Raw genomic sequence first — 22,516 nt, forward strand, 5'->3', positions numbered from 1 at the left:
CGAAAGCGAGGACAAGCCCTCATGAAATTGGATCAGCAATATTCAGGCAATGTATTCATTCTCAGCTCTGAGGATTATGAAGCATCCAAGGCAGTCATCTACGGCATGCCGATGGATTTCACCGTTTCCTTCCGTCCAGGCTCGCGCTTCGGACCGCCGCGTATCCGCGAGGTCTCGATTGGCCTGGAAGAATATAGTCCCTACCTCGACCGTAGTCTGGAGGACATTACGTACTTCGACGCGGGTGATCTGCTGCTGCCTTTCGGCAATGCGGGACGCAGTCTTGAGGTGATTGGGGAGTATGTGCGTGGCGTGCTGGCCGACGGCAAAATGCCTGTAGGGCTCGGCGGCGAACATCTCGTCTCGTGGCCGATCTTCCAGGAGGTGTACGCCAAGTACCCGGATCTGGCAATCATTCACTTCGACGCGCATGCTGATCTGCGGGAGCAGTACGAGGGCGAGCCGCTCTCACACTCGACCCCGCTGCGCAAGGCGGCTGGCCTGATGGGCGGCGAGAACATCTACCAGTTCGGCATCCGCTCGGGCTCGCGGGAGGAGTGGGCGTATGCGCGTGAGCATATTAACTTCCACCCGTTCGAGGTGCTGGAGCCGCTCAAGAAGGTCTTGCCTTCGCTGGCTGGCCGTCCCGTCTACCTAACGATCGACATCGACGTGCTCGATCCGTCGTGCGCGCCAGGTACGGGAACTGCGGAAGCGGGCGGCATCACCTCCAAGGAGCTGTTGGCAGCGGTCCATGCGATTGCAGGCTCGGATGTCAACGTCGTAGGCTGCGACCTCGTCGAGGTCGCCCCAGCCTACGATCCGACAGAGCAAACCCAGATCGTCGCGGCCAAAGTCATCCGCGAAATGCTGCTCGGCTTCATCAAGTAACAGGCTGCGATAGCAGCAAGAGACCCCCGTTCGGCTGATGCCGGACGGGGGTTCTTTTGGCTGAACGAACCTTGGAATCGTATACGCCGCAGCGTCTCACTTCACGCCGGTCATCCGGAGTCGTTGGAGCGTCAGGTGGCGCGGGTGAGAGGGGGGAGGCGGCAGTAAGGCAAGAAATGGTGGCTGTAAGTTGGAATGGGGCGCGGAGTGGAGGTTGCAAGTAAAGAAAATTTAGTTAGAGGTCGGGGTGGGCGTGGAGTGGAGGCTGTAAGTAAAAAAAGTTTAGTTAGAGGTCGGGATGGGGCGTGGAGTGGAGGCTGTAAGTAAGAAAAGTTTAGTTAGAGGTCGGGATGGGGCGTGGAATGGAGGTTGTAAGTAAAAAAAGTTTAGTTAGAGGTTGGGATCGTGCGCAGAGTGGAGGTTGTAAGTAAAAAAAGTTTAGTTGCAGGCTGGTACTAGCCCACCGCAGCCCCCCCAGTAAGGCAAATAAGTTTCGTTGGAGCGCCAAGTGGAGCGGCCGAGGTAGCTGTAAGGCAAGAAACTTTTGTTGGATCGCAGGAGGGGCGGCCGAGGTAGCTGTAAGGCAAGAAAGTTTCGTTGGAGCGCCGGGTGGAGCGGTTGAGGTAGCTGTAAGGCAAGAAACTTTCGTTGGAGCGTCAGGTGGAGCGGCCGAGGTAGCTGTAAGGCAAGAAAGTTTCGTTGGAGCGCAGGAGGGGCGGTCGAGGTTAGCTGTAAGGCAAGAAAGTTTCGTTGGAGCGCAGGAGGGGCGGTCGAGGTTAGCTGTAAGGCAAGAAAGTTTCGTTGGAGCGCAGGAGGGGCGGTCGAGGTTAGCTGTAAGGCAAGAAAGTTTCGTTGGAGCGCCGGGTGGAGCGGTTGAGGTAGCTGTAAGGCAAGAAACTTTCGTTGGAGCGCCAAGTGGAGCGGTTGAGGTAGCTGTAAGGCAAGAAACTTTCGTTGGAGCGCCAAGTGGAGCGGTTGAGGTAGCTGTAAGGCAAGAAAGTTTCGTTGGAGCGTCAGGTAGAGATCGTTGAGGTGGCTGCAAGGCCGCGCCCTGCCCTCACCCACCGCCTCCCCGCTCCCAGCCTGCCGCCCGCCGTGCGCTTACTCCGCTACCTTTGCCGCTCCCACCCGCCCGCCGCCCGCTTGCTCCGCTGTCGCGCACTTCTGCCCGCCACCCGCTACTCCCTACCGGATCCCCGTCCCACCGCCTGCTTGCTCCGCTTACTCCGCGCCCGGCCCGGCTGCCTAGCGGCTTAGATAGGCGCTGCGGAACATGACGGGCGTCAGGCCTTCTTGCTGCTTGAACAGCTTGATGAAGTAGCTGGGGTGCTCGTAGCCGACTTGGGCGGCGATGGCCTTGACCTCCTTGCGGGGCTGCTGTAGCAACAGCTCCTTGGCCTTGCGCATGCGGATCCGCGTCAGGTACTCGATCGGGCGGGCGCCCAGCGCCTGTTGGAAGAGCACGCAGATATGCTGGGGCGTGACCCCCTGGAGCTCTGCCAGCTCGCCTAGCGTAATCGAGTGGTTGTAGTTCTGCTCCATGTAAGCCAGTACCGGCGTCAGGGCGTCCATCTGATGCTTGCGCGAGCGCAGCTCGGAGCGGGAGATGTAGCGGTACAGGTCGAGCAGCAGCCGATACATGGTGGAGGACGACTCCAGGACAGTGGCCGGGTGCTGGGCCTGCAAGAGAGAGACGGACTCTTGATGATGCTTCAGCAACGCGTCTGGATTGGCCAGGAAGAAGACGCCGGTCTGGTGAATGCCGAGATCCTCCAGCATATCCTGCACGCGATTGCCATCAAAACAAATCCAACGTACCGACCAAGGCGCCTTGGTCGGTCTATATTCATGCGGATCATGGGCCATTGTCAGGATGCCCTGCCCGGGATGGACAGCAATTTCTTTGCCATGATGACTGAATACGCCGCTGCCGCTTGTCACTTGGAGCCATTGGTAGCTGGGATAGCCGCTGGGCCGCTCAATGCTGTTCTGATGCGTCCAGCCGCCAGCGCTCGTTATATAGATCGGCAAACGCCGCTCAAGGTCGGTGATGACGGAGAATAGATTAAGATCCATGAGGTGCCTCCTCTGTAACTCTGCTTGTCCTCATCATAACGGGCCATACGCAAAAAGCCAACTGGCAGCCCATATCCTTGCACACCGGGATTGCTTACAGCAGACAGCTGTATTATAGTAAGGTCACGAGAAGCAAAAGGAAGGAAAGCGGGGCTAAAGGTGCAATCATCAAAGACCAGAGTACGGATTACGTTGGAAAGCCGACAGGACGATGAAGTATCGGTACATACGTATACGGGAGATTGGGCCGTTCGAAACCGCGCCGCTTTCTTGCTCTACGAAGAAGCCGAGGACGATCGTAAGCTCAGGACGACCGTCCGCTGGGACGAGGAGCTGCGGGAACTCAAGATTACCAGGCGGGGCGATGTCGAGACGGAGCATCATTTTGTTCAGGGGGCCAGGCGACGAGGGGAATACCGGCTTACTGGCTCGCGTCTCCTGATGGAGACAGAGACGGATTATCTGGCAATGGCGACGGATGCAGGAGCGGAATCTGCACTGGAGCTTCCCATGACAATTGAATGGAAGTACAGATTATGGATGAGTGAAGAGCCAGTCGGCTATTTTCAGCTTCGGCTGCATATACAGGAGGTCATAGAGTCATGAGTCAGCAGAATGTATTGGAACAAATGAATGAACGGATCCGGGTGGGGATTGCAGATGCGATCGTCGCAGCCGGTCTGGCGAACCGGGAGGAGCTGCCGGTCATTATCCTGGAGGTGCCTAGAGACAAATCTCACGGTGATCTAGCGACGAATGCAGCGATGCAGCTGACCAAGCTGGCCAAAAAGAACCCGCGGCAAATCGCAGAAGCGATTATCGCCAACTTGGACAAAGAAGCCACATCCATTGAATCGGCTGAGATTGCGGGCCCGGGTTTCATCAACTTCCGGTTGGACAGACGGTTCCTGCATGATATCGTTGCCGAGGTGCTGAAGGCTGGCAACAATTATGGACGCGCGACAGTAGGCCAAGGACAGCGTGTGCAGGTCGAGTTCGTCAGTGCCAACCCGACGGGCAACCTGCATCTGGGTCATGCCAGAGGTGCAGCTGTCGGCGATGCCCTGTGCAATGTCCTCGACTATGCCGGCTATGATGTGACAAGAGAGTACTATATTAATGATGCGGGCAAGCAGATCGAGAATCTGGCGTACTCCATCGAAGCGCGTTACCGGCAGGAGCTGGGAGAGGCGGCAGAGATGCCAGAGGATGGCTACCATGGCGAGGACATTATCGGCTTTGCCCGCCAGCTGCGGGAAGAGAAGGGCGATGACCTGATGTCGCTGCCGCAGGAAGAGCGTTTCACACTGCTGCGCAGCTTCGGACTGGAGCGGGAGCTGGACAAAATCAAACGCGACCTGGCCCGGTTCCGGGTACCGTTCGATGTCTGGTTCCATGAGACGTCGCTGTATCAGGACGGTCGGATTGACGAGGTGCTGTCGGTATTGCGCGAGCGCGGGCATGTGTACGAAGAAGAAGGCGCGACCTGGCTGGAGACGATGCCGCTGGGCGACGACAAGAATCGCGTTTTGGTGAAGAATGACGGTTCTTATACCTACCTCACGCCAGACATTGCTTACCACCGCGACAAGTACGAGCGCGGCTTCGACCAGGTCATCAACATCTGGGGCGCAGACCATCATGGCTATATCCCGCGCGTCAAGGCAGCGATGGCGGCATTGGGCTACGATCCGGACAAGCTGATTGTGTTGATTGCACAAATGGTGAGCCTGTTCCAGGATGGCGAAAAGGTCAAAATGTCCAAGCGGACGGGCAAGGCCGTCACCATGGAAGACTTGATCGAAGAGGTCGGAGTCGACGCTGTTCGCTATTTCTTTACGATGCGGAGTATGGACTCTCACTTGGATTTTGACATGGATCTGGCCGTTTCGACGTCCAACGAAAACCCGGTGTTCTATGTGCAGTATGCGCATGCCCGCGTCTGCAGCGTATTCCGCCAAGCGGAGGAACAGGGCATCGCAACCGCGGCGCTGGTTGAGGCTGATTTGGGCAATCTGACGGCTGAAGCCGAATACGATCTACTGCGCAAGCTCGGCGAATTGCCGCAGGAAGTTGCGGAGAGCGCCCAGCTGTACGCACCTCATCGCCTGGTACGCTATGTATACGAACTGGCATCGATGCTGCACAGCTATTACAAAGCAGAGCGTTTCATTACCGAAGACCGCGAGCAGACGATGGCGCGGTTGGCGCTCCTATCCGCGGTTCGGACCACAATCGCCAATGTACTCCGGTTGATCGGCGTGCAGGCGCCAGAACGGATGTAGTTCATAGATCACAAAGAACAGGCCGCTAGCGATCAGCGGCCTGCATCATTTTTACAACATCAAGCTCCCCTGCCATGCGGGCAGACTTCTGACCGCGAATCGGCAGCATCGCTCGCTTGAGGATTGCCTTGATCTCAGCGGGCGTCAGACCGGGACGGTCGGCTAACAACAGGGCAATTGCACCGCTGACATGCGAAGTTGCCATGGAGGTACCGCTCATTTCATGGTACTTGCCCCGCAGCCATGCGGAATGAATTTTGTCGCCTGGTGCATAGATGTCGATATACGCGCCGCGGTTACTGAAAGGGGCGATGCGCCGAAGCTTGTTGGTGGCGCCTACGGAGATCGTTTGTGCATAGCGTGCAGGGTAATCGATGGATTTGCGCTTGCCGTCATTGCCGGAGGAAGCGACGATGACAATGCCGGCCTGATACGCTTGATTGACGGCGCCGAGCAGCGCCTTGCTGCGGTTCTTCATGCCAAAGCTCATGTTGATAATGTGAAGTCGGTTGCGTACGCACCATTCGATGCCGAGAATAATGTCGGAAACGTAGGCGCTGCCATTGTGATCAAAGGCTTTGACCGGATGCACAATGGCACGCGGGGCAACACCAATCATCCCCTTGAGCTGATTGGCGGCTGCGATGGTACCTGCGATATGGGTGCCGTGCCCGTTGTCATCATGGGGGGCGACACCCCGACTGAGCAGGTTGATGCCCCGTGCAAGCGAACCGTTCAGATCAGGATGCCCAAAATCGACCCCGGTGTCGATCACGCCGATCTTGATCCGGTGACCGGTTGTGCGGCTCCAGGCATAGGGGGCTCTAATCTGTTGAACGCCCCAGGGAATGCCCTTGTCGGCGCCGATGGATTTCTGCAGCGTGCCGTGGAGGGAGACCTGCTGATCTTCCTCCAGCGTGAGCTGAAGATCAGGGTCCGGCATCCGCAGGGGGACGGCGGGGCAAGCAATGCCTCCGATCAGTGGCAGTGGCTTTACTTCAGGAAAGTAGGACTGCGGCTGGGCGAGCTCCGACCATGCGGCGGCAAAAGCACGATAGCTGCGACTGCTGCCAAAGCGGAGAATGTGGCGTCCGGAGCCTTCTGCAGGATGGGCCATCGTGCTGTGCAGCCAGCGAAGTAATGCAGTGGTGTCCAAAGTTGGCTTCCCTCCCGACGACCTTACTGCAGTATTGTATGAACGAGCGTCCCCGGCCGAATGAGCAACTTGCCTTTTTTCCGAGAATTAGGCGGCCAGCCGTGTCAATCAGGACACTCGCTCATACTATATACCGAGAGTCTATACCGGCTCTTGAAGTGCCGGACCGTAGGGTGGGAATAACGCGTTCGGGTGGATACAGTCAGACGAAGGGGATGCCTTCGTCTTTTTTTGTTTTCTGGCGTTGGAACGTTTCATCTCCGCGCTTGCATTTTTGCAGGAAATAGGTTTTACTATAATCTGATAACGGATAGAATGGACGCAAGGAACACATATATCTGGCTTGAGAGGATGTGTATAGATGAGTGGCGAGATAACGCTGAAGATCGACCCGGAGCGGCTGAAGGAAATGCCAATGGTGGATCTGGCTTTTGAGGTGCTTAAGAGCGCGAATACCCCTTACTATTACCGGGACCTGATGATGGAGATCGCCAAGGTGCGGGGCCTGACCCAGGATGAGATCAGTCAGGTGATTGCGCAAGTGTACACCGAGATTAATATCGACGGCCGTTTTGCCTGCGTTGGCAGCAACATGTGGGGACTGAAGCGCTGGTATCCGGTGGAGAAGTCGGAGGATCCGATTGGCAACGCCAAACGTACGCGTATCATTAATGATGATGATGACGACGACGAAGATGTCTTCGCAGAGGAAGAGGAAGAAGTATTCGTAGCGGACGACGAAGACTACGATGTGTATGATGAAGACAGTGAAGAGATCTTCTCCGAAGGCGACGAAGAGAGCGGCGTAGACGAGGAAGAAGAACTGGAAGGCGAAGACTCCGAAGAGGAAGAAGAAGAGTCCGACGAGTACGAAGAAGAGGACGATTCGGAGGACGAAGAAGACAGATAGAGATGGGTCAAGTCAAGCCTTGACAGCGCACTTCCGACAGAGTAAACTATTGCATGGGCTTCACAATTGGTTAACCATTTATAGTGATTTTATAAGTGAAAAGTGCCCCGTACTATACGGGTGTCACTTTTTTTGTTTTTAATGAAGGCTTCGTGCCGTTTGTGCTGTGTATAGAGGAGCATATCATTAACCATTTTCAACTTGGAGGGTAATAGTACAGTGACAAAATACATTTTTGTAACCGGCGGGGTTGTCTCATCGCTTGGCAAAGGGATTACAGCTGCTTCTCTTGGCAGACTGCTCAAAAACAGAGGTCTGAAGGTAACCATTCAGAAGTTTGACCCTTACCTCAACGTCGATCCCGGCACCATGAGCCCCTATCAGCATGGGGAAGTATTCGTAACCGACGATGGCGCGGAAACGGACCTCGATCTCGGACACTACGAACGGTTTATCGATATCAATCTCTCCAAGAACAGCAATGTCACGACTGGTAAAATCTACTCCTCCGTCATCAGCAAAGAGCGTCGGGGCGAGTATCTCGGGGGAACGGTTCAAGTTATCCCTCATATTACCAATGAAATCAAAGAACGTGTGTTTCGTGCTGGCAAGGAGGCTGGTTCGGACGTCGTTATTACGGAAATTGGCGGTACAGTTGGGGATATCGAGAGCTTGCCGTTCCTCGAAGCGATTCGTCAGATCAAGAGCGATATCGGCCGTGACAATGTCATGTACATCCACGTGACGCTGATTCCTTACATTAAAGCTGCCGGTGAAGTGAAGACCAAGCCGACCCAGCATAGCGTGAAAGAGTTGCGCAGCATCGGCATCCAGCCGAACATCATTGTGTGCCGTACGGAATATCCGCTGCATGAGGACATGAAGCGCAAAATTGCGTTGTTCTGCGACATTGATGCCAATGCTGTCGTTGAATGCCGTGACGCTTCCAACCTGTATGAAGTTCCGCTCAACCTGCTGGAAGAAGGGCTTGACGAAATCGTCGTCAACCATCTGAAGCTGGATGTTGGCAAACCCGACATGACGGAATGGACACGCTTGGTCGAACGCGTTCAATCACTCAGCCGGACGACCGAGATTGCGATTGTCGGCAAGTATGTGGCCCTGCATGATGCGTACCTGAGTATTGTGGAGTCGCTTGGACATGCTGGAATTGATGCGGACTCGGAAATCAACATTCGTTGGGTCAATGCGGAAGAATTGACCGAAGAGAATGTGGCTGAACAGCTTAGCGGTGTTCATGGCATTCTCGTGCCTGGCGGCTTCGGTGACCGGGGCATCGAGGGCAAGATCATTGCCATCCGTCATGCTCGCGAACAGAAGGTTCCATTCTTCGGCATCTGTCTGGGTATGCAGGTGGCAGTGGTGGAGTATGCACGTAACGTAACCAATCTGCCGGGCTCCAACAGCTCCGAGATTGACCCTTCTACACTGTATCCTGTAATCGATCTGCTGCCAGAGCAGAAGGATATTGAAGATCTGGGCGGCACGATGCGTCTTGGCTTGTACCCGTGCAAGGTAACGGAAGGCACATTGGCCTGGAAGGCTTACCAGGACGAGTTGGTCTATGAGCGTCATCGCCACCGGTACGAGTTCAACACGGAATATAGAGAACGGATCGAGGCATCGGGCCTCATCATCTCCGGTTCTTCGCCGGACGGCCGACTGGTCGAAATGGTGGAAATTGAGGATCATCCGTGGTTCCTGGCTGTACAATTCCATCCGGAATTCACATCCCGTCCGAACCGTCCACAACCGTTGTTCCGTGATTTTGTGCGGGCATCGCTGACATATTCGGAGAACCGATAAATCGTCACAGGATTTTTTCCAGCTGATAGGAGGATATTGGGACGCCTAGGGCGAATATATTAACGATTATGGAAGAGTTGACCATTTATCGATAAGTAGACACGTCCCTAGGAGGGTATCAGTTGGATAAGAAAAAAGTGTTGATCGTTGATGATCAGAACGGAATCCGCGTGCTTTTGGTCGAAGTCTTCAGTAGCGAAGGCTATCTGACCTATCAGGCCTCCAATGGTAAGCTGGCGTTAGAAATTGTCAAAGAGGAATCGCCCCACCTCGTGCTGCTGGATATGAAGATCCCCGGGATGGACGGGCTTGAGATTCTCAAGCATATCAAGGCCATCAACCGGGAGATCAAGGTCATTATGATGACGGCCTATGGCGAGCTGGACATGATCAAGGAAGCGACAGATCTTGGCGCTCTGATGCATTTCACCAAGCCATTTGACATCGATGAGATGCGGATGGCCGTCAACATGCAGCTGCGCGGCGGCGAATCCAATAATTTTTACGCAGTGGGGTCCTAACGGGCCCCTTTTTGCTAGGGGCAACGTCGGACCTCCGGCCGCTGTTGTTCGCAGATATCTTCATTGTTAACCTCTCTAGAGGTTGATATCTGCGAACAAAGGCGGACGCGTTGCTCCTCCGGCTTCGACCTTGCCTTACTACTACACCTGTGGGGATGACAGAAGTATGCCGGAGAGGGTGGGTTGTTTTGGAGAAGCGAAGCGCTCGCCTTTGTCCCCGGATTTCACCCCCTACAGGGGTTAGATAATTAGGAAATCTGGGGACAACAGCGATCGTAAAAATGACCCAACCCTCGCAGGTATGTGAACTTGTCATCCCCACCTTCTCCAAAAAATTCTCCCCCGTTACCAAAGCTTGTCCTCATGTGATATAATAACTCCGTATGACAAGTCGAACGGGCTTGAGAACACATAGTGCTTAGGAGGAGTAAGAAACCATGCCATTGGTATCGATGAACGAATTTTTGCCTAAGGCAAAAGCAAACAAATTTGCGGTCGGTCAATTCAACATGAACAACCTGGAGTTCGCGCAGGCGATTGTTGATGCAGCGATCGAAGAGAAGTCTCCATTTATCTACGGTGTCAGCGAAGGCGCTCTGAAATACATGGGCATCGAGTTCACCGTTGCACTGGCTGAAGCAGCTGCCAAAAAATCCGGTCTGCCAATTGCGCTGCACCTGGACCACGGCTCCAGCTTTGAAGTTGCCATGAAGTGTATCCGTGCGGGCTTCTCGTCGGTTATGTTCGACGGTTCCCACTACTCGCTGGAAGAAAATATCCGTCTGACCAAAGAAGTCGTTCGCGCTGCTCGTGAGATGGGCGTATCGGTTGAGGGTGAGCTGGGTACAATCGGCGGCGTTGAGGATGACATCAGCGTGGACGAAGAGCATGCTTCCCTGGCTAAGCCTGAAGAAGCGATCCGTTTCTACGAAGAGACTGGCGTTGACTGTCTGGCTATCGCTGTAGGTACTGCTCACGGCATGTACAAAGGCGAAGTAAAAATCCAGTATGACATCATCAAAGAAGTCACTGCTGCTATCCCAGTACCAGTTGTACTGCACGGCGGTTCCGGTGTACCGGACGAAGCGATCCGCAAGTCGATCGAAGCTGGCGTAGGTAAAATCAACGTGAACACAGAGAATCAAGTTGCAGCGACGAACGCGATTCGGAAAGTACTGTCTTCCAATGACACGGTATATGATCCTCGCAAATATCTGACGCCTGCCCGCGACGCCATGGTAGCCGTAGTACGCGAGAAAATCCGTTTGTTCGGCAGTAACAACCAGGCGTAACTTCTCGAAACAAACGCTCCAGACCGTTCAGTCAGCATGAGTCTTGTGTACAAGCCGCTTGCTGCTGCCTTAAGCAGCAGCGGTGGATATGCGGGGGCTGGCAGAGCGGTCTTGACTTTGTTTTCTTCCGAATGGAGGACATAAGCTCGAATGGAAAAATTAATGATACGCGGCGGACGACCGCTGCGCGGTACTGTGCAAATCAGCGGTGCCAAAAACAGCGCAGTCGCCTTGCTGCCTGCGGCCATATTGGCTGAGTCAGAGGTTATCCTCGACAACTTGCCCCAACTTAGCGATGTAGCAGTATACAGCGAAATTCTGGAGGATCTCGGCGGCTCCGTCACATGGAGAGGAGACTCCATGTCGATCGACCCCTCTCACATGTCTTCTATCCCTATGCCCAACGGGAAGGTCAAGCTATTGCGGGCCTCCTATTATTTGATGGGTGCGCTGCTCGGACGCTTCGGTGAAGCGACGATCGGCCTGCCAGGCGGCTGTAACTTCGAGCCCCGTCCGATTGACCAGCACATCAAAGGCTTTGAAGCGCTTGGTGCAGAAGTGACCAATGATCACGGCTCGATTCGCATTGCGGCCAAGGAGCTTCGCGGAGCGAAAATCTACCTTGACGTTGCAAGCGTCGGTGCCACGATTAATATCATGCTGGCGGCTTCTCGGGCCAAAGGCTCCACAATTATCGAAAACGCGGCCAAAGAGCCTGAAATTATAGATGTTGCCACCCTGCTTAGCGCCATGGGCGCCAAGATTAAAGGGGCGGGCACCGAGACGATCCGTATTGAGGGCGTCGATTCTTTGCATGGCTGCAGACACTCTATCATCCCTGACCGAATCCAAGCTGGCACGTACATGATCGCGGCCGCCGCGACACGTGGCGATGTCTTGATCGACAATGTCATTCCCAAGCACATGGAGGCAATGACGGCCAAGCTATTGGAGATGGGTGTGGAAGTGCACGAACTGGACGAGGCGATCCGTATTGTCGGACGACCGAGCTATGAGTCCATTGACGTAAGAGCGCTGGTGTATCCAGGCTTTGCGACAGATCTGCAGTCACCAATGACGAGCTTGCTCACGCAGGCAAGCGGCGTTAGCATCATCTCTGACTATGTGTATAACAACCGGTTCAAGCATGTGCCCGAGTTACTTCGCATGGGTGCCAACATCCGACTGGAAGGGCGCTCAGCGATCATTGAGGGCGGTGCCTTGCATGCAGCCAAAGTCCGTGCAGCGGACTTGCGCGCTGGCGCTGCGCTTGTTGTAGCCGGACTGACGGTTAACGACGGCGTAACAGAAATCACCGGTGTCGAATATATCGACCGCGGCTACGACTCGCTCGTAGACAATCTGCGGGAACTGGGAGCCGATGTCTGGCGCGAGAATGATTAGCTCGCGGAAGAATAGGCGAAACTATGAAAATATGTATATAAAAATACGTGTTCAAAAACTTCGTGATCAAAAGCGGACTTTTTGAACTACCTTTAAGAAAATTAACCTAAAGTGGTGAGGATATGACGGAACTTCAGATCGCTGATCTGGAAGGGATGAAGTTAACCGAGCTCTATAAGCTCGCCAAGCAATACCAAATTCCGTATTACGGACAATTAAGAAAAAATGAACTTATCTTTGCTATTTTGCGCGCACAAGCGGAGAAGAGCGGTTTGATGTTTATGCAGGGCGTGCTGGAGATTCTCTCCGAGGGCTACGGCTTCCTGCGTCCCATCAACTATTTGCCAAGTACAGAGGATATTTATATTTCTGCATCGCAAATTCGCAAGTTTGACCTGCGGACAGGCGACTTGGTTTCAGGCAAATGCCGAACACCCAAAGAGAACGAACGTTATTTTGGACTGTTGCAGGTTAATGCCGTAAACGGCGAGAGCCCGGAGCATGCTGCCGAGCGTCTTCATTTCCCGGCGCTGACGCCGTTATTCCCCGAGAAGAAGCTTGTCCTTGAGACCGCTCCCAAGCATCTCTCCACTCGGATCATGGATGTGCTGGCTCCTGTTGGACTGGGTCAGCGGGGACTGATCGTGGCACCGCCGAAGGCTGGTAAAACGCTGTTGTTGAAAGAAATCGCCAATAGCATATCCACTAATAACCCGGAGATTGAGCTGTTTGTGCTGCTGATCGACGAGCGACCAGAGGAAGTAACGGATATGCAGCGTTCGGTCAAGGGCGAGGTTGTGGCCTCGACCTTCGACGAGCTGCCGGAGAACCACATCAAGGTTGCCGAGCTTGTATTGCAGCGTGCCTTGCGTCTGGTAGAGCACAAGAAGGATGTCGTCATCCTGCTCGATAGTATCACACGCCTGGCACGTGCTTATAACCTCGTCATCCCGCCATCAGGCCGTACGCTTAGTGGTGGTATTGACCCTGCAGCCTTCCATCGGCCGAAGCGCTTCTTCGGTTCGGCGCGGAACGTGGAAGAAGGCGGCAGTCTGACTATCCTGGCAACAGCATTGGTCGAGACGGGTTCCCGGATGGACGACGTCATCTATGAAGAGTTCAAAGGAACAGGCAACATGGAGCTGCATCTGGACCGCAAATTGGCGGAACGCCGGATCTTCCCGGCCATCGACATCCGCCGCTCCGGCACACGGCGTGAAGAGATGCTGCTGACCCAAGAAGAGCTGGATAAGGTATGGGCGATTCGCAAAGGCATGAACGACTCGATGGAATTCATCGATAACTTCCTCAAGAAGCTGGCCGATACGAAGACCAATGAGGAGTTCCTGATGTCGCTGGACACGTCAGCCATGGGCGGCTCAGGCCAGACTTCTTCCAGACCGGCTTCTGGCAGCGGCCAGACCGGCCGCCGTCCGGTTCGTTCGACGCCGGTATCTTAGAATGATCGCCCTCTCAAGAATAAGGAGGCAAGCTACATCATGAATCTCGTATATGCCGATAAGGATGGCAATGTTTTTGATCACCCGGATTGGATTGCGCTCGGTCGCAGCGGCGATATGGTCGTGGAGCTCATGGATGATGAGCTGATTCCGCTGCCGGAAGGTGCGACGCTGGTTGGCCTGCCGCATACCCGGCCCGTGGGGATCAATCCGCGCAGCGGGGCGATGGAACTGCTGCCGGGCGAGGTGCAGGCTGTAGGGGCTCTGCTCCCGCAGGGCTTCACCCGCTTGGTCATTCCCGGCTATGTGAAGACCGATAAAACTCAAAAACTGCCGCTCTTCGGATACTCTGCCGTCGTCTGGAAGGACGGCGGATTCTACGTGGCCGCTGATCCGAGCGATGATCCCGAACGTTGGAATCCGCTGCATTGTGACCGTGGCGAACTCGAGGTGCGCGTAGAGGAATTACTGCAGAAGTATCCAGAGAACCGGCTCTACAAGCACCTCTCGCACTGCGCATTGGGTTATGAATGCCTGACGGCATCCAATACGTTCTTGCAGCGGTGGGAAGGCGCCGTGCCCGTTTCGTACTCCTGCAACGCGGGCTGCTTCGGATGTATCTCGGACCAGCCGGACGATAGCGGCTTCCCTGCTCCACAGACGCGGATGAATTTCAAACCGACGGTCGATGAGCTGACGGAAATCATGCTGGAGCACTTGCAAGCACCGGAGGCCATTATCAGCTTCGGTCAAGGCTGTGAAGGCGAGCCGTCAACACAGGCCAAGATCATCACCGAGGCGATGCGCCGTGTGCGGGCGCAAACAGATAACGGCTATATTAATATCAACACCAATGCGGGATTGACGGATCATATTCGGGCCATCGTCGACAGCGGCCTCGATTTGATGCGTGTCAGTACAATCAGCGCGCTGGATGATCACTATAATGCCTACTACAAGCCCCGGGCGTACACCTTGGCTAATGTCGAGAAATCCTTGCGTTATGCAACGGACAAAGGCGTTTACACATCCATCAACTACTTGATCTTTCCTGGGGTCACAGACCGCGAGGAAGAGATTGAAGCCATGATTGGTTTCGTCAAGCGAACGGGATTGAAGCTGATTCAGATGCGTAATCTAAATATTGATCCAGAGAGTTACCTGGAACTCATTCCTCCGGCCAAGGGCGAGATCTACGGCATGAAGCAATTGTTGGAAATCTATGCTCAGGAAATCCCGAATGTCGTCATTGGTTCCTATACCCATGTACCTCCGACAAGGCGGCAATTCAGCAAACAAAGCTAAATCAGCCTGTTTTCAGACCTGACGTCCTCATGGACTGTTAGGTTTTTTTGTCGTTAAAGGGCTCGTGCGAACATCATTAGAATGTCGTTGCAACGTGCCGAGCATTCGTGGTATAATCGTCCTTGTGTGGATTTAAACTCTGGGCCCGCCTGTTGGCTCAGGGCAAAGGAAGAGGTGAATCGCGATGAAACAAGGTATTCATCCGTCGTATCAAGTAACCACAGTAACCTGCGCATGTGGCAACAGCTTCGAGACCGGTTCGATTAAAGAGAACCTGCGTGTTGAGATCTGCTCCGTATGCCACCCGTTCTTCACAGGGAAGCAGAAGTTCTTGGATGCTGGTGGACGCGTCGACAAATTCAAAAAGAAATACGGCATCTAAGCCTTGCCGCAAATTAGCAGCATATAAGAACCTCCCGAAGCCATCCTATGGACAAGGGAGGTTTTCTTATGTTTATACGGATGCGTCATCTGGTATTGATCGTCCTTATATTGCTTGTCTGTGTGCCACTCTCGGCTTGTGGGACCAAGCCCCAGGACGACGAAGGGCGGCCGACAACATATGGCCATGATGGGTACATGGGATTGTCCAATAGCAATCCAGGTCTGCCTACAAACTCAGCCTATTTTAGCTACAGCAGTGATATTCGCTTCATGCACGAAAAGCTGAATGAGATCGGCGGAATCAAGCATGCTGCATTTCGTATTCAAGATCCAGATATTTATGTAACATTGACGATACGCAGTGACGTGACTGAGAATCAGGCAGCTGGTCTGGTGGATCGGGCACATCGGGTGCTTGCGGACAACATGCCTCGCTACGTCATCCACATGGAGCCGTACGAAACCGCACGTTAATTAGCCCTCATCACAACTCAGGAGCTTGGCTTGATTATTGCAGTGGAATGAGCTATACTTATGCTTGCCGTGCTAGATGGGGAGGTAGCGGTGCCCTGTAACTCGCAATCCGCTATAGCGAGGTTGAATCCCTGTTCTAGGCCATGTGGATGCAAGGTCTGACTTCAGTGAACAGTGTTGACGATCCTGGTCCACCGCAATGGATGCTTGTGAACCCGGTCAGGTCCGGAAGGAAGCAGCCGTAAGCAAGTTAATTCATGTGCCGGTGGAGTGCCTGGTCTGAGCTGGAATCTGGGGTTCCGCTTGTGTTGCATTGGTCAAAGACAGGTGCACGGTACTAATTTTTTGAATTAAATCGAACAGTTATAACACCTTTTGGACATGCTTCGTGCATAATCCAGGAGGTGTTTTTTCATATCTAAGGAACGTTTGGAAGGAATCGCGCGGTTCAGCAGAGAATAACATTATGTGAAAAATTATCAAGTATTACCGGACCGCATCTTTGAAGAGGTGATTCCTATTGAATGACGTGCCTATGGTAGTACGCGTACGCCAAGAAACGATGGAATGGTACTGGAACAAGGTTCCGTTTGTTATGGCCGTCTTGTGCAATGACTGCTTCGCCGTGGTCCGGACCAATCCGCTGTTTCGGCAAGAAAGCGGCTATGCAGAATCAGAATTGCTCGGCAGGCCGATGCGCGAGATTCTTGTGGATTACGATCCACATACCATCTTGAATGGGAATCCGGTATCGAGTAATGTGGTGCAGCTGCGCAAGAAGAATGAGGAGCTGCAGGAAATGGAGTATATGCTGATGTCCATAGAACTTGATGGTGCAAAGCATTACCTGACCTTGTTGCACCAGCCTGCTGCATGGCAGCAATCAGGCCTGATGCAGCAATTTGCGCTGACGCTGCTTCGAGAAGAGAGTATGGGGGTCATCCTGCTGCATGCGGATTTTCGCGTGAATGCGATAAGTCCCTTGGCTTGCAAGGTGTTAGGCGTACGAGAAGATGAGGTTCAAGGCAAGCGGATGGATGAATTGTTTTCCCATACGCCATTCGAGCACCGGTTGTTGAAGCAGATGGTCGTGGAGGAACAGCCTGTACGCAATCACCCTTTCCGCTGGAGCAAAGCTTATGAACAGAGAGAACTGTTGATGGACGCCAATTTGCTGCGAGATCAACAGGGACGGTTGTTGGGCGCCTACGTGACGTTCAAGGATGTCTCGAACCTGCGATCACTGGAAGAGCAAGTGCAGCGCAGTGACCGCTTGGCGATGATTGGACAGATTGCTGCCGGTACGGCTCATGAGATTCGCAATCCGCTCACTGCAATTAAGGGTTTTCTGCAAATGTTCAAGAATACGATGAAAGAAAAGGGGTTGAATAAGGAATACGGATACACCGAGATCATGCTGACCGAGATTGACCGAATCAATGAGCTGGTCAGTGAATTTTTACTCCTGAGCAAGCCCAAGAACATTACCTTCGATCTGGTTGACCCCAATGCCGTGATGAGTGAGATCATGCCTATTATTCAGAATGAAGCCCTATTGCATGGGATTGTCGTGAATTACGAGAAATTAAGCAGCCTGCCCAGAGTTGTGGCGGATGGCGAGATGCTGAAGCAGGTGTTTCTGAACATCGGCAAGAACGGCATTGAAGCCATGAAAGAAGGCGGGATTCTTACGATCTCTGGCCGGATTGAACGCGAGCAGGGGCTGACCCGTTGGGTAAGTATTGATATTGAAGATAATGGCCCCGGGATTGAACCGGCTATGGTGGACCGAATTTTTGATCCGTTTGTCACAACCAAACCTACGGGTACAGGGCTCGGACTCTCAGTATGCCAGCGCATCATTCACGACATGGGTGGTAAAATCCGGGTATCCTCGCACGAGAAGGGAACGACCTTCACGGTCAGTATTCCCTGCTCTTTTGAAGATAAGGAAGAGGAGTTCTAACTAAAATGGCGGCCCGTTTCTTCGGCGGCAGCAGCTCCCGGGGTTGCCGCAGATGCGGTCGCCTGTTTCCGCTGACGAAGGGATCGTGTATAATAGACCTACCCGAGTGTTACAGCCCGGGACGAGCGAATTGGAAAGGACGATGAAGGTGACCCATATCGCTTTGTACCGCGCCTGGCGCCCTCAGACGTTCCAGGACATGGTGGGGCAACAACATATTATCCAGACGCTGCAGAATGCGATTCGGGAGCGGCGTATTTCTCATGCCTACCTGTTCAACGGACCTCGCGGCACGGGCAAGACGACGGCTGCCAAGATCGTAGCCAAGGCCATCAACTGCCGGGAAGGTCCGACTACCGAGCCCTGTAACGTATGCGAGGCCTGCAAAGGCATCACGACAGGCACGATTATGGATGTCGTCGAGATCGATGCTGCTTCCAACCGCGGGATTGATGAAATTCGGGACATCCGGGACAAGGTGCGTTATGCACCCTCGGAAGTTCGCTACAAGGTTTATATTATAGACGAAGTGCATATGCTGACGACCGAAGCCTTCAACGCATTGCTTAAGACGTTGGAAGAGCCCCCCGGGCATGTGGTCTTTATCTTGGCGACGACAGAGCCGCATAAGCTGCCAGCGACGATTATCTCCAGGTGTCAGCGCTTCGACTTCCGCCAGGTGTCCCTGGAGGAACAGACGGAACGACTGCGCACGATCTGCGAGGAGGAAGGGCTGGAGGCCGAGGAGGATGCGCTCGTCTATGTCGCCAGACTCTCAGATGGCGGCATGCGCGATGCGATCTCACTCCTGGAGCAGGTCTCTGCCTACTCGGGTGGTCGTCTGACGTTGGCGGATGCCGTAGATGTGACGGGCGGTCTCGCAGCCGAACAGTTCGCTGAACTCGCAGAGGCGATCCGCAAGCGCGATGTGGCAGCGATTCTTCCGCTGGTCGAGGGACTGATGCAAGCGGGCAAGAGTGCGGACAAGTGCATGGAGAATCTCGTGTACTATTTCCGAGACTTGCTACTGCTCAAGCTGGTGCCCGGCGGAGCGGCGATGACAGAGCGAATTGTCGATACCGAGCAGTTCCGGCCGATTGCGGAGGCTTATGATCAAGAGCGTCTCTTCGCTATGATCGATGTGTTGCATCAGTACCAGGTGGAGATGAAGCATGCGGCTCAGCCGCAGACCCTCTTCGAAGTCGCGCTGATGAAAATATGCACACTGCCTGCGGGCGGGTCCGCCGAGCTGGCTGGCGGCGGCGCGGCGAATTCAGCTGCTCCTGCTGCTGATAGTGCCAAGGTCACGGAGCTTACGCGCAAGCTGGAGGCGTTGGAGCGCAAGCTGGAGCAGCTGCTGCGTCAGGTCGTGCCAGCAGGTGGGGCATCTGATGGCGGCGCTGCGAAGATGGCGCCAGCCCGGCCCGAATCCCGAGGCGGCGGCTTCGGCAACCGCGGCGGGGGCGCGGGGGCCATGCGTACGACAGTCAAGCTGCACGCCTATACCGCGGCCAAGGACAGCGAGGATTGCCAGAAGATCCGCATGCAGTGGGGTGACGTGCTGCAGCGAGTGAAGGAAGCACGGATTACGATTCACGCTTGGCTGATCGATGGTGAGCCAGTATCGGTCGCAGATGATAAGGTTCTGATTGCCTTTAAGAATACGATTCATCGCGAAACGACCGAGAAGCAGGCTAACCGAGAGGTCATCGAGCGGGTACTGCAGGATGTGTTTCAGAAACCGCTGAGCTTTGTCACGGTCATGATCAAAGACTGGACAAGTGCGGCCGACGATGCACCGGCTGCAGCCGCAGAGCCGCTCATTATGGAAGCGGAGGAGCCTGAACAGGGAACCAAGCAGCCGGAGTGGGTAGAAGAAGCCGTTAAGCTGTTCGGCGAAGAGCTAGTAGTAGTAACCGACCAAGAGAAGTAAGCGGAGCGGCTGTGACAGGCCGCCCGTCCACTAATCCGATGAGGTGATCATGCGATGAATAACATGAATCAGATGATGAAGCAAGTGAAGAAGATGCAAGAGCAGATGCTGAAGGCTCAAGAAGCGCTCGAAGGTAAAACAGTTGAGGGCACAGCAGGCGGCGGAGTGGTTACAGCGACCATGAACGGCCATAAGAAACTGCTCGATATTCAAATCAAACCAGAAGCTGTGGACCCGGAAGATGTAGAAATGCTGCAGGACCTTGTCCTGACAGCAGTCAACGATGCAATCACCAAGGCGGAAGAGCTCTCTAATCAGGATATGGGCAAATTCACCGGAGGCATGAAAATCCCCGGCCTCTTCTAAGGATGGTAATTCAAAAAGGCGCTTTTGATCACGAAGTGATTCAGGGGGGGATTCGACATCGAATCTTGAATGCAGTCGGAACTAAGCGAATGCTTACGAAGCTAGTTTCCTTCGGAAACTCTTAGGTGCTCACGTAGGTTCACCTACGCTCCGCTCCTCAGTTCCTCCTGCCGGAGGGCCTTCTCGGTGCTGAAAACCGGCCTTTTTGAACCTGATTCATATTAAAGGCTGCTTGAAAGGAGCTGCGGCAGACGTGCAATACCCTGAACCGATAGCCAGACTCATCGACTCATTCTCCAGGCTTCCGGGCATCGGTCCCAAAACTGCGGCCCGGCTCGCCTTTTATGTCCTTCGGATGAAGGAGGACGATGTAATAGATTTTGCAAAGGCTCTGGTCAGCGTGAAGCGCAATCTACATTATTGCTCCGTCTGCTGCAACATCACCGATGTCGATCCATGCCGGGTCTGCCAGGACAAGGCGCGGGATCGCTCGGTGATTTGTGTGGTCCAGGAGTCCAAGGATGTGGTGGCGATGGAACGCACCAAGGAGTTTCAGGGCCAATATCATGTGCTGCAAGGTGCCATCTCGCCGATGGAAGGGGTTGGGCCGGAGGAAATCCGGATTGCAGAGCTGCTTAAGCGGCTAAGCGATGAGCAGGTTCAGGAGTTGATCCTCGCGACCAACCCGAACATTGAGGGCGAAGCGACAGCCATGTATCTTTCCCGGCTGGTGAAGCCGTTCGGTATCCGGGTCACCCGGATTGCCCACGGTTTGCCGGTTGGCGGGGATCTGGAATATGCCGACGAGGTTACCCTCTCGCGGGCTTTGGAAGGCCGGCGAGAGCTGGGATAGTCGACGCGCAGTGCAAGAAACGGTTCAGCCTCAGGCTGAGCCGTTTTTTGTTGCCGTAAGTTGTGCTTTATTTTGCGTGTTCTTCAGAAAAGATGCTTTTCGCAGACGGAGAAATAAGTGGAGGGCTGGTGTGAGGCTTAATGGGTAGTGAATAGGGGAGGTGGGCGGGGTCCGGCAGCATGACGGCGGTCGGACGACCACATTGAGTCGGTTATCGCGCATCACTCAGGATTCATTTGTGCTGTAACGGTCGCCACAGCAGCTATTAGGCTTTAAATGTCCCATCTGCAATTCTAACGGACAGGAACGCAGCTATTCACTCGTTTTCAGCCGGAATGTCTAGTTTTAGAGCAAATAAGTGCGTCTGTGACCGTGAGCTTCGCAACCGTCCATTTTCTTTGCGATTAAGCGCTCTGGTGGCCGTTAGCACTTTCCCACTTGGGGTCAGCCTTGAATCGACGCTCTCACTGACAAGCGTTAGAGCCCACCCATCAGATACTTTTCTTCATCAAAGGTTCTAAGCGCAGGTCCCGGTTTATACAATGGTAACAAGAGAGGCAAACCGGACAAGCGGGAGGGATGCAGGTGGATATTCTGCAACGGTGGAGCTTGATGAGGGAGAAGGGAAAGGCGCGGGAGGCGGCGGAGCTGCAGGCGGAGTCGCTGCTGCAAGAAATTCAGGAGGCTCAGCAGGACTGGGCCAATGCCAAGCGGCACTTTGAATACGCTGAAGGGCAGGATCAAATTGATTATGCGATCTTTGCAATCGAGGCGGCGGAGAAACGGTATGAGATGCTCTTGCGTCATGCAAAAAGGTTGTCGGTCAAGAAGTCGGGCTTCCGGGGCAGTGAAGCGGGATGAATCTAGTATGGTTATCGCTGCTCGTTGTATCGGCCTTGCTTCTGGTAGGCATAATAGTCAAGCGCAGACTCTCATGGTCTTGGCTCAAGCGGTTCTCCATTCATCTAACGGTCGCGGCTGTCGCTTTGTATCTATTGAATTATTCGGGATTCATCTCCGGGTTCTACATCCCGCTTAATCCTGCTACGATAGCTGTTGTTGTGGCGCTGGGGCTGCCGGGGATAGGCATGATTCTGGGATTGCAATGGCTGGTGATCTAACGTATTCTGGACCGGACCCGTGACATGGCGGATCCGGTTTTTTGTGCATTAAAAGTTTTTTCAAAAAAGGGTTGCACTAGCCCAAACATCTGTGTTATATTATTTGAGTCGCCGCTGAACGGTAGCGACAAACGAAAGAAAATGTGTTCTTTGAAAACTGAACAACGAGCGAAATGTCCTGTAACTCTTCGGAGTTGCAGATAGCAATACCAGCAAGAAATGAGCTATTCAGCTTTCTATCATGGAGAGTTTGATCCTGGCTCAGGACGAACGCTGGCGGCGTGCCTAATAC

The 22,516-nt window shown here is 54.0% G+C and carries 21 protein-coding genes and 1 other RNA gene; 19 read left to right on the forward strand and 3 right to left on the reverse strand.

Going from position 1 to position 22,516, the window contains the following annotated elements; translation table 11 throughout:
- Window positions 1-21 precede the first annotated feature (21 nt).
- Window positions 22-891 carry an agmatinase gene (speB, locus tag F556_RS0118615; protein ID WP_020618502.1) on the forward strand — a complete coding sequence of 290 codons (870 nt, stop codon included), beginning with the start codon at window positions 22-24 and terminating at the stop codon, window positions 889-891.
- Window positions 892-2,136: 1,245 nt separating this feature from the next.
- On the opposite strand, the gene F556_RS0118625 is transcribed toward speB, so the two are convergent.
- Window positions 2,137-2,967 (reverse strand): AraC family transcriptional regulator, encoded by an 831-nt coding sequence (locus tag F556_RS0118625; RefSeq protein WP_020618504.1) that lies wholly within the window; start codon window positions 2,965-2,967, stop codon window positions 2,137-2,139.
- A 159-nt stretch (window positions 2,968-3,126) separates the two neighbouring features.
- On the opposite strand from F556_RS0118625, the gene F556_RS0118630 reads away from it, so the two are divergent.
- Together F556_RS0118630 and argS are read left to right on the forward strand one after the other, a co-directional pair.
- Window positions 3,127-3,573: a YwiB family protein gene (locus tag F556_RS0118630; RefSeq protein ID WP_020618505.1), complete on the forward strand. Its 447-nt coding sequence runs from the start codon at window positions 3,127-3,129 to the stop codon at window positions 3,571-3,573.
- Window positions 3,570-5,252, forward strand: coding sequence for an arginine--tRNA ligase (gene argS, locus F556_RS0118635; RefSeq protein WP_020618506.1), 1,683 nt, complete (start codon window positions 3,570-3,572; stop codon window positions 5,250-5,252). Before F556_RS0118630 ends, argS begins: the two co-directional genes overlap by 4 nt.
- A 25-nt stretch (window positions 5,253-5,277) precedes the next feature.
- Here the strand turns inward: argS and F556_RS0118640 are convergent, their stop codons facing one another.
- A complete protein-coding gene (locus tag F556_RS0118640) occupies window positions 5,278-6,408 on the reverse strand; it encodes a S8 family peptidase (RefSeq protein WP_020618507.1) in 1,131 nt (376 codons plus the stop codon).
- 361 nt (window positions 6,409-6,769) lie between these two features.
- Here F556_RS0118640 and rpoE point away from each other — a divergent pair, with 361 nt between their 5' ends.
- The 16 genes from rpoE to F556_RS0118715 all read left to right on the forward strand — a co-directional run bounded on the left by rpoE (window position 6,770) and on the right by F556_RS0118715 (window position 22,224).
- Window positions 6,770-7,318, forward strand: a complete 549-nt coding sequence (gene rpoE / locus F556_RS0118645) for a DNA-directed RNA polymerase subunit delta (RefSeq protein ID WP_020618508.1) — start codon at window positions 6,770-6,772, stop codon at window positions 7,316-7,318.
- A gap of 219 nt (window positions 7,319-7,537) precedes the next feature.
- Window positions 7,538-9,145, forward strand: a complete 1,608-nt coding sequence (locus F556_RS0118650; protein ID WP_020618509.1) for a CTP synthase — start codon at window positions 7,538-7,540, stop codon at window positions 9,143-9,145.
- Between the two features lie 122 nt (window positions 9,146-9,267).
- Complete coding sequence (locus F556_RS0118655) at window positions 9,268-9,666, forward strand: response regulator (protein ID WP_020618510.1); 399 nt, start codon at window positions 9,268-9,270, stop codon at window positions 9,664-9,666.
- 437 nt (window positions 9,667-10,103) lie between these two features.
- Window positions 10,104-10,958 (forward strand): class II fructose-1,6-bisphosphate aldolase, encoded by an 855-nt coding sequence (gene fba / locus F556_RS0118660; protein WP_020618511.1) that lies wholly within the window; start codon window positions 10,104-10,106, stop codon window positions 10,956-10,958.
- Window positions 10,959-11,108: 150 nt separating this feature from the next.
- Window positions 11,109-12,362, forward strand: a complete 1,254-nt coding sequence (locus tag F556_RS0118665; RefSeq protein ID WP_020618512.1) for a UDP-N-acetylglucosamine 1-carboxyvinyltransferase — start codon at window positions 11,109-11,111, stop codon at window positions 12,360-12,362.
- Window positions 12,363-12,484: 122 nt separating this feature from the next.
- Window positions 12,485-13,822: a transcription termination factor Rho gene (rho, locus tag F556_RS0118670; protein WP_020618513.1), complete on the forward strand. Its 1,338-nt coding sequence runs from the start codon at window positions 12,485-12,487 to the stop codon at window positions 13,820-13,822.
- 39 nt (window positions 13,823-13,861) lie between these two features.
- Window positions 13,862-15,127, forward strand: a complete 1,266-nt coding sequence (locus tag F556_RS0118675; protein WP_020618514.1) for a radical SAM family protein — start codon at window positions 13,862-13,864, stop codon at window positions 15,125-15,127.
- A gap of 184 nt (window positions 15,128-15,311) precedes the next feature.
- Entirely contained in the window at window positions 15,312-15,509 is a 198-nt protein-coding gene (gene rpmE / locus F556_RS0118680) for a 50S ribosomal protein L31 (RefSeq protein WP_020618515.1), read from the forward strand.
- Window positions 15,510-15,577: 68 nt separating this feature from the next.
- Window positions 15,578-15,985, forward strand: a complete 408-nt coding sequence (locus F556_RS0118685; RefSeq protein WP_020618516.1) for a hypothetical protein — start codon at window positions 15,578-15,580, stop codon at window positions 15,983-15,985.
- Between the two features lie 67 nt (window positions 15,986-16,052).
- Window positions 16,053-16,320, forward strand: an RNA gene (gene ffs, locus F556_RS36910) — signal recognition particle sRNA large type.
- Window positions 16,321-16,520: 200 nt separating this feature from the next.
- Window positions 16,521-17,951 (forward strand): ATP-binding protein, encoded by a 1,431-nt coding sequence (locus F556_RS34460; RefSeq protein WP_245583090.1) that lies wholly within the window; start codon window positions 16,521-16,523, stop codon window positions 17,949-17,951.
- Window positions 17,952-18,099: 148 nt separating this feature from the next.
- Window positions 18,100-19,884, forward strand: coding sequence for a DNA polymerase III subunit gamma/tau (gene dnaX, locus F556_RS0118695; protein WP_026297375.1), 1,785 nt, complete (start codon window positions 18,100-18,102; stop codon window positions 19,882-19,884).
- A 54-nt stretch (window positions 19,885-19,938) separates the two neighbouring features.
- Entirely contained in the window at window positions 19,939-20,250 is a 312-nt protein-coding gene (locus F556_RS0118700) for a YbaB/EbfC family nucleoid-associated protein (RefSeq protein ID WP_020618519.1), read from the forward strand.
- Window positions 20,251-20,503: 253 nt separating this feature from the next.
- Window positions 20,504-21,103 carry a recombination mediator RecR gene (recR, locus tag F556_RS0118705; RefSeq protein ID WP_026297376.1) on the forward strand — a complete coding sequence of 200 codons (600 nt, stop codon included), beginning with the start codon at window positions 20,504-20,506 and terminating at the stop codon, window positions 21,101-21,103.
- Between the two features lie 579 nt (window positions 21,104-21,682).
- Window positions 21,683-21,964, forward strand: a complete 282-nt coding sequence (locus tag F556_RS34465; protein WP_063824384.1) for a DUF2508 family protein — start codon at window positions 21,683-21,685, stop codon at window positions 21,962-21,964.
- Entirely contained in the window at window positions 21,961-22,224 is a 264-nt protein-coding gene (locus F556_RS0118715; RefSeq protein WP_020618522.1) for a pro-sigmaK processing inhibitor BofA family protein, read from the forward strand. Before F556_RS34465 ends, F556_RS0118715 begins: the two co-directional genes overlap by 4 nt.
- A 94-nt stretch (window positions 22,225-22,318) precedes the next feature.
- On the opposite strand, the gene F556_RS38605 is transcribed toward F556_RS0118715, so the two are convergent.
- The coding region (locus tag F556_RS38605) for a hypothetical protein (protein ID WP_211222611.1) at window positions 22,319-22,516 on the reverse strand (198 nt) is incomplete at its 5' end.

Origin of the sequence: Paenibacillus daejeonensis DSM 15491, from assembly GCF_000378385.1 — a bacterium.
Classification (GTDB): Bacteria; Bacillota; Bacilli; order Paenibacillales; family Paenibacillaceae; genus Paenibacillus_D; species Paenibacillus_D daejeonensis.

Bases quoted from the DNA above. Each gene is read 5' to 3' on its own strand.
- speB (WP_020618502.1), top strand. From the start codon at position 22: ATGAAATTGGATCAGCAATATTCAGGCAATGTATTCATTCTCAGCTCT.
- F556_RS0118625 (WP_020618504.1), bottom strand. From the start codon at position 2,967: ATGGATCTTAATCTATTCTCCGTCATCACCGACCTTGAGCGGCGTTTG.
- argS (WP_020618506.1), top strand. From the start codon at position 3,570: ATGAGTCAGCAGAATGTATTGGAACAAATGAATGAACGGATCCGGGTG.
- rpoE (WP_020618508.1), top strand. From the start codon at position 6,770: ATGAGTGGCGAGATAACGCTGAAGATCGACCCGGAGCGGCTGAAGGAA.
- fba (WP_020618511.1), top strand. From the start codon at position 10,104: ATGCCATTGGTATCGATGAACGAATTTTTGCCTAAGGCAAAAGCAAAC.
- F556_RS0118665 (WP_020618512.1), top strand. From the start codon at position 11,109: ATGGAAAAATTAATGATACGCGGCGGACGACCGCTGCGCGGTACTGTG.
- rho (WP_020618513.1), top strand. From the start codon at position 12,485: ATGACGGAACTTCAGATCGCTGATCTGGAAGGGATGAAGTTAACCGAG.
- F556_RS0118675 (WP_020618514.1), top strand. From the start codon at position 13,862: ATGAATCTCGTATATGCCGATAAGGATGGCAATGTTTTTGATCACCCG.
- rpmE (WP_020618515.1), top strand. From the start codon at position 15,312: ATGAAACAAGGTATTCATCCGTCGTATCAAGTAACCACAGTAACCTGC.
- F556_RS0118685 (WP_020618516.1), top strand. From the start codon at position 15,578: ATGTTTATACGGATGCGTCATCTGGTATTGATCGTCCTTATATTGCTT.
- F556_RS34460 (WP_245583090.1), top strand. From the start codon at position 16,521: ATGGTAGTACGCGTACGCCAAGAAACGATGGAATGGTACTGGAACAAG.
- F556_RS0118700 (WP_020618519.1), top strand. From the start codon at position 19,939: ATGAATAACATGAATCAGATGATGAAGCAAGTGAAGAAGATGCAAGAG.
- F556_RS34465 (WP_063824384.1), top strand. From the start codon at position 21,683: ATGCAGGTGGATATTCTGCAACGGTGGAGCTTGATGAGGGAGAAGGGA.
- F556_RS0118715 (WP_020618522.1), top strand. From the start codon at position 21,961: ATGAATCTAGTATGGTTATCGCTGCTCGTTGTATCGGCCTTGCTTCTG.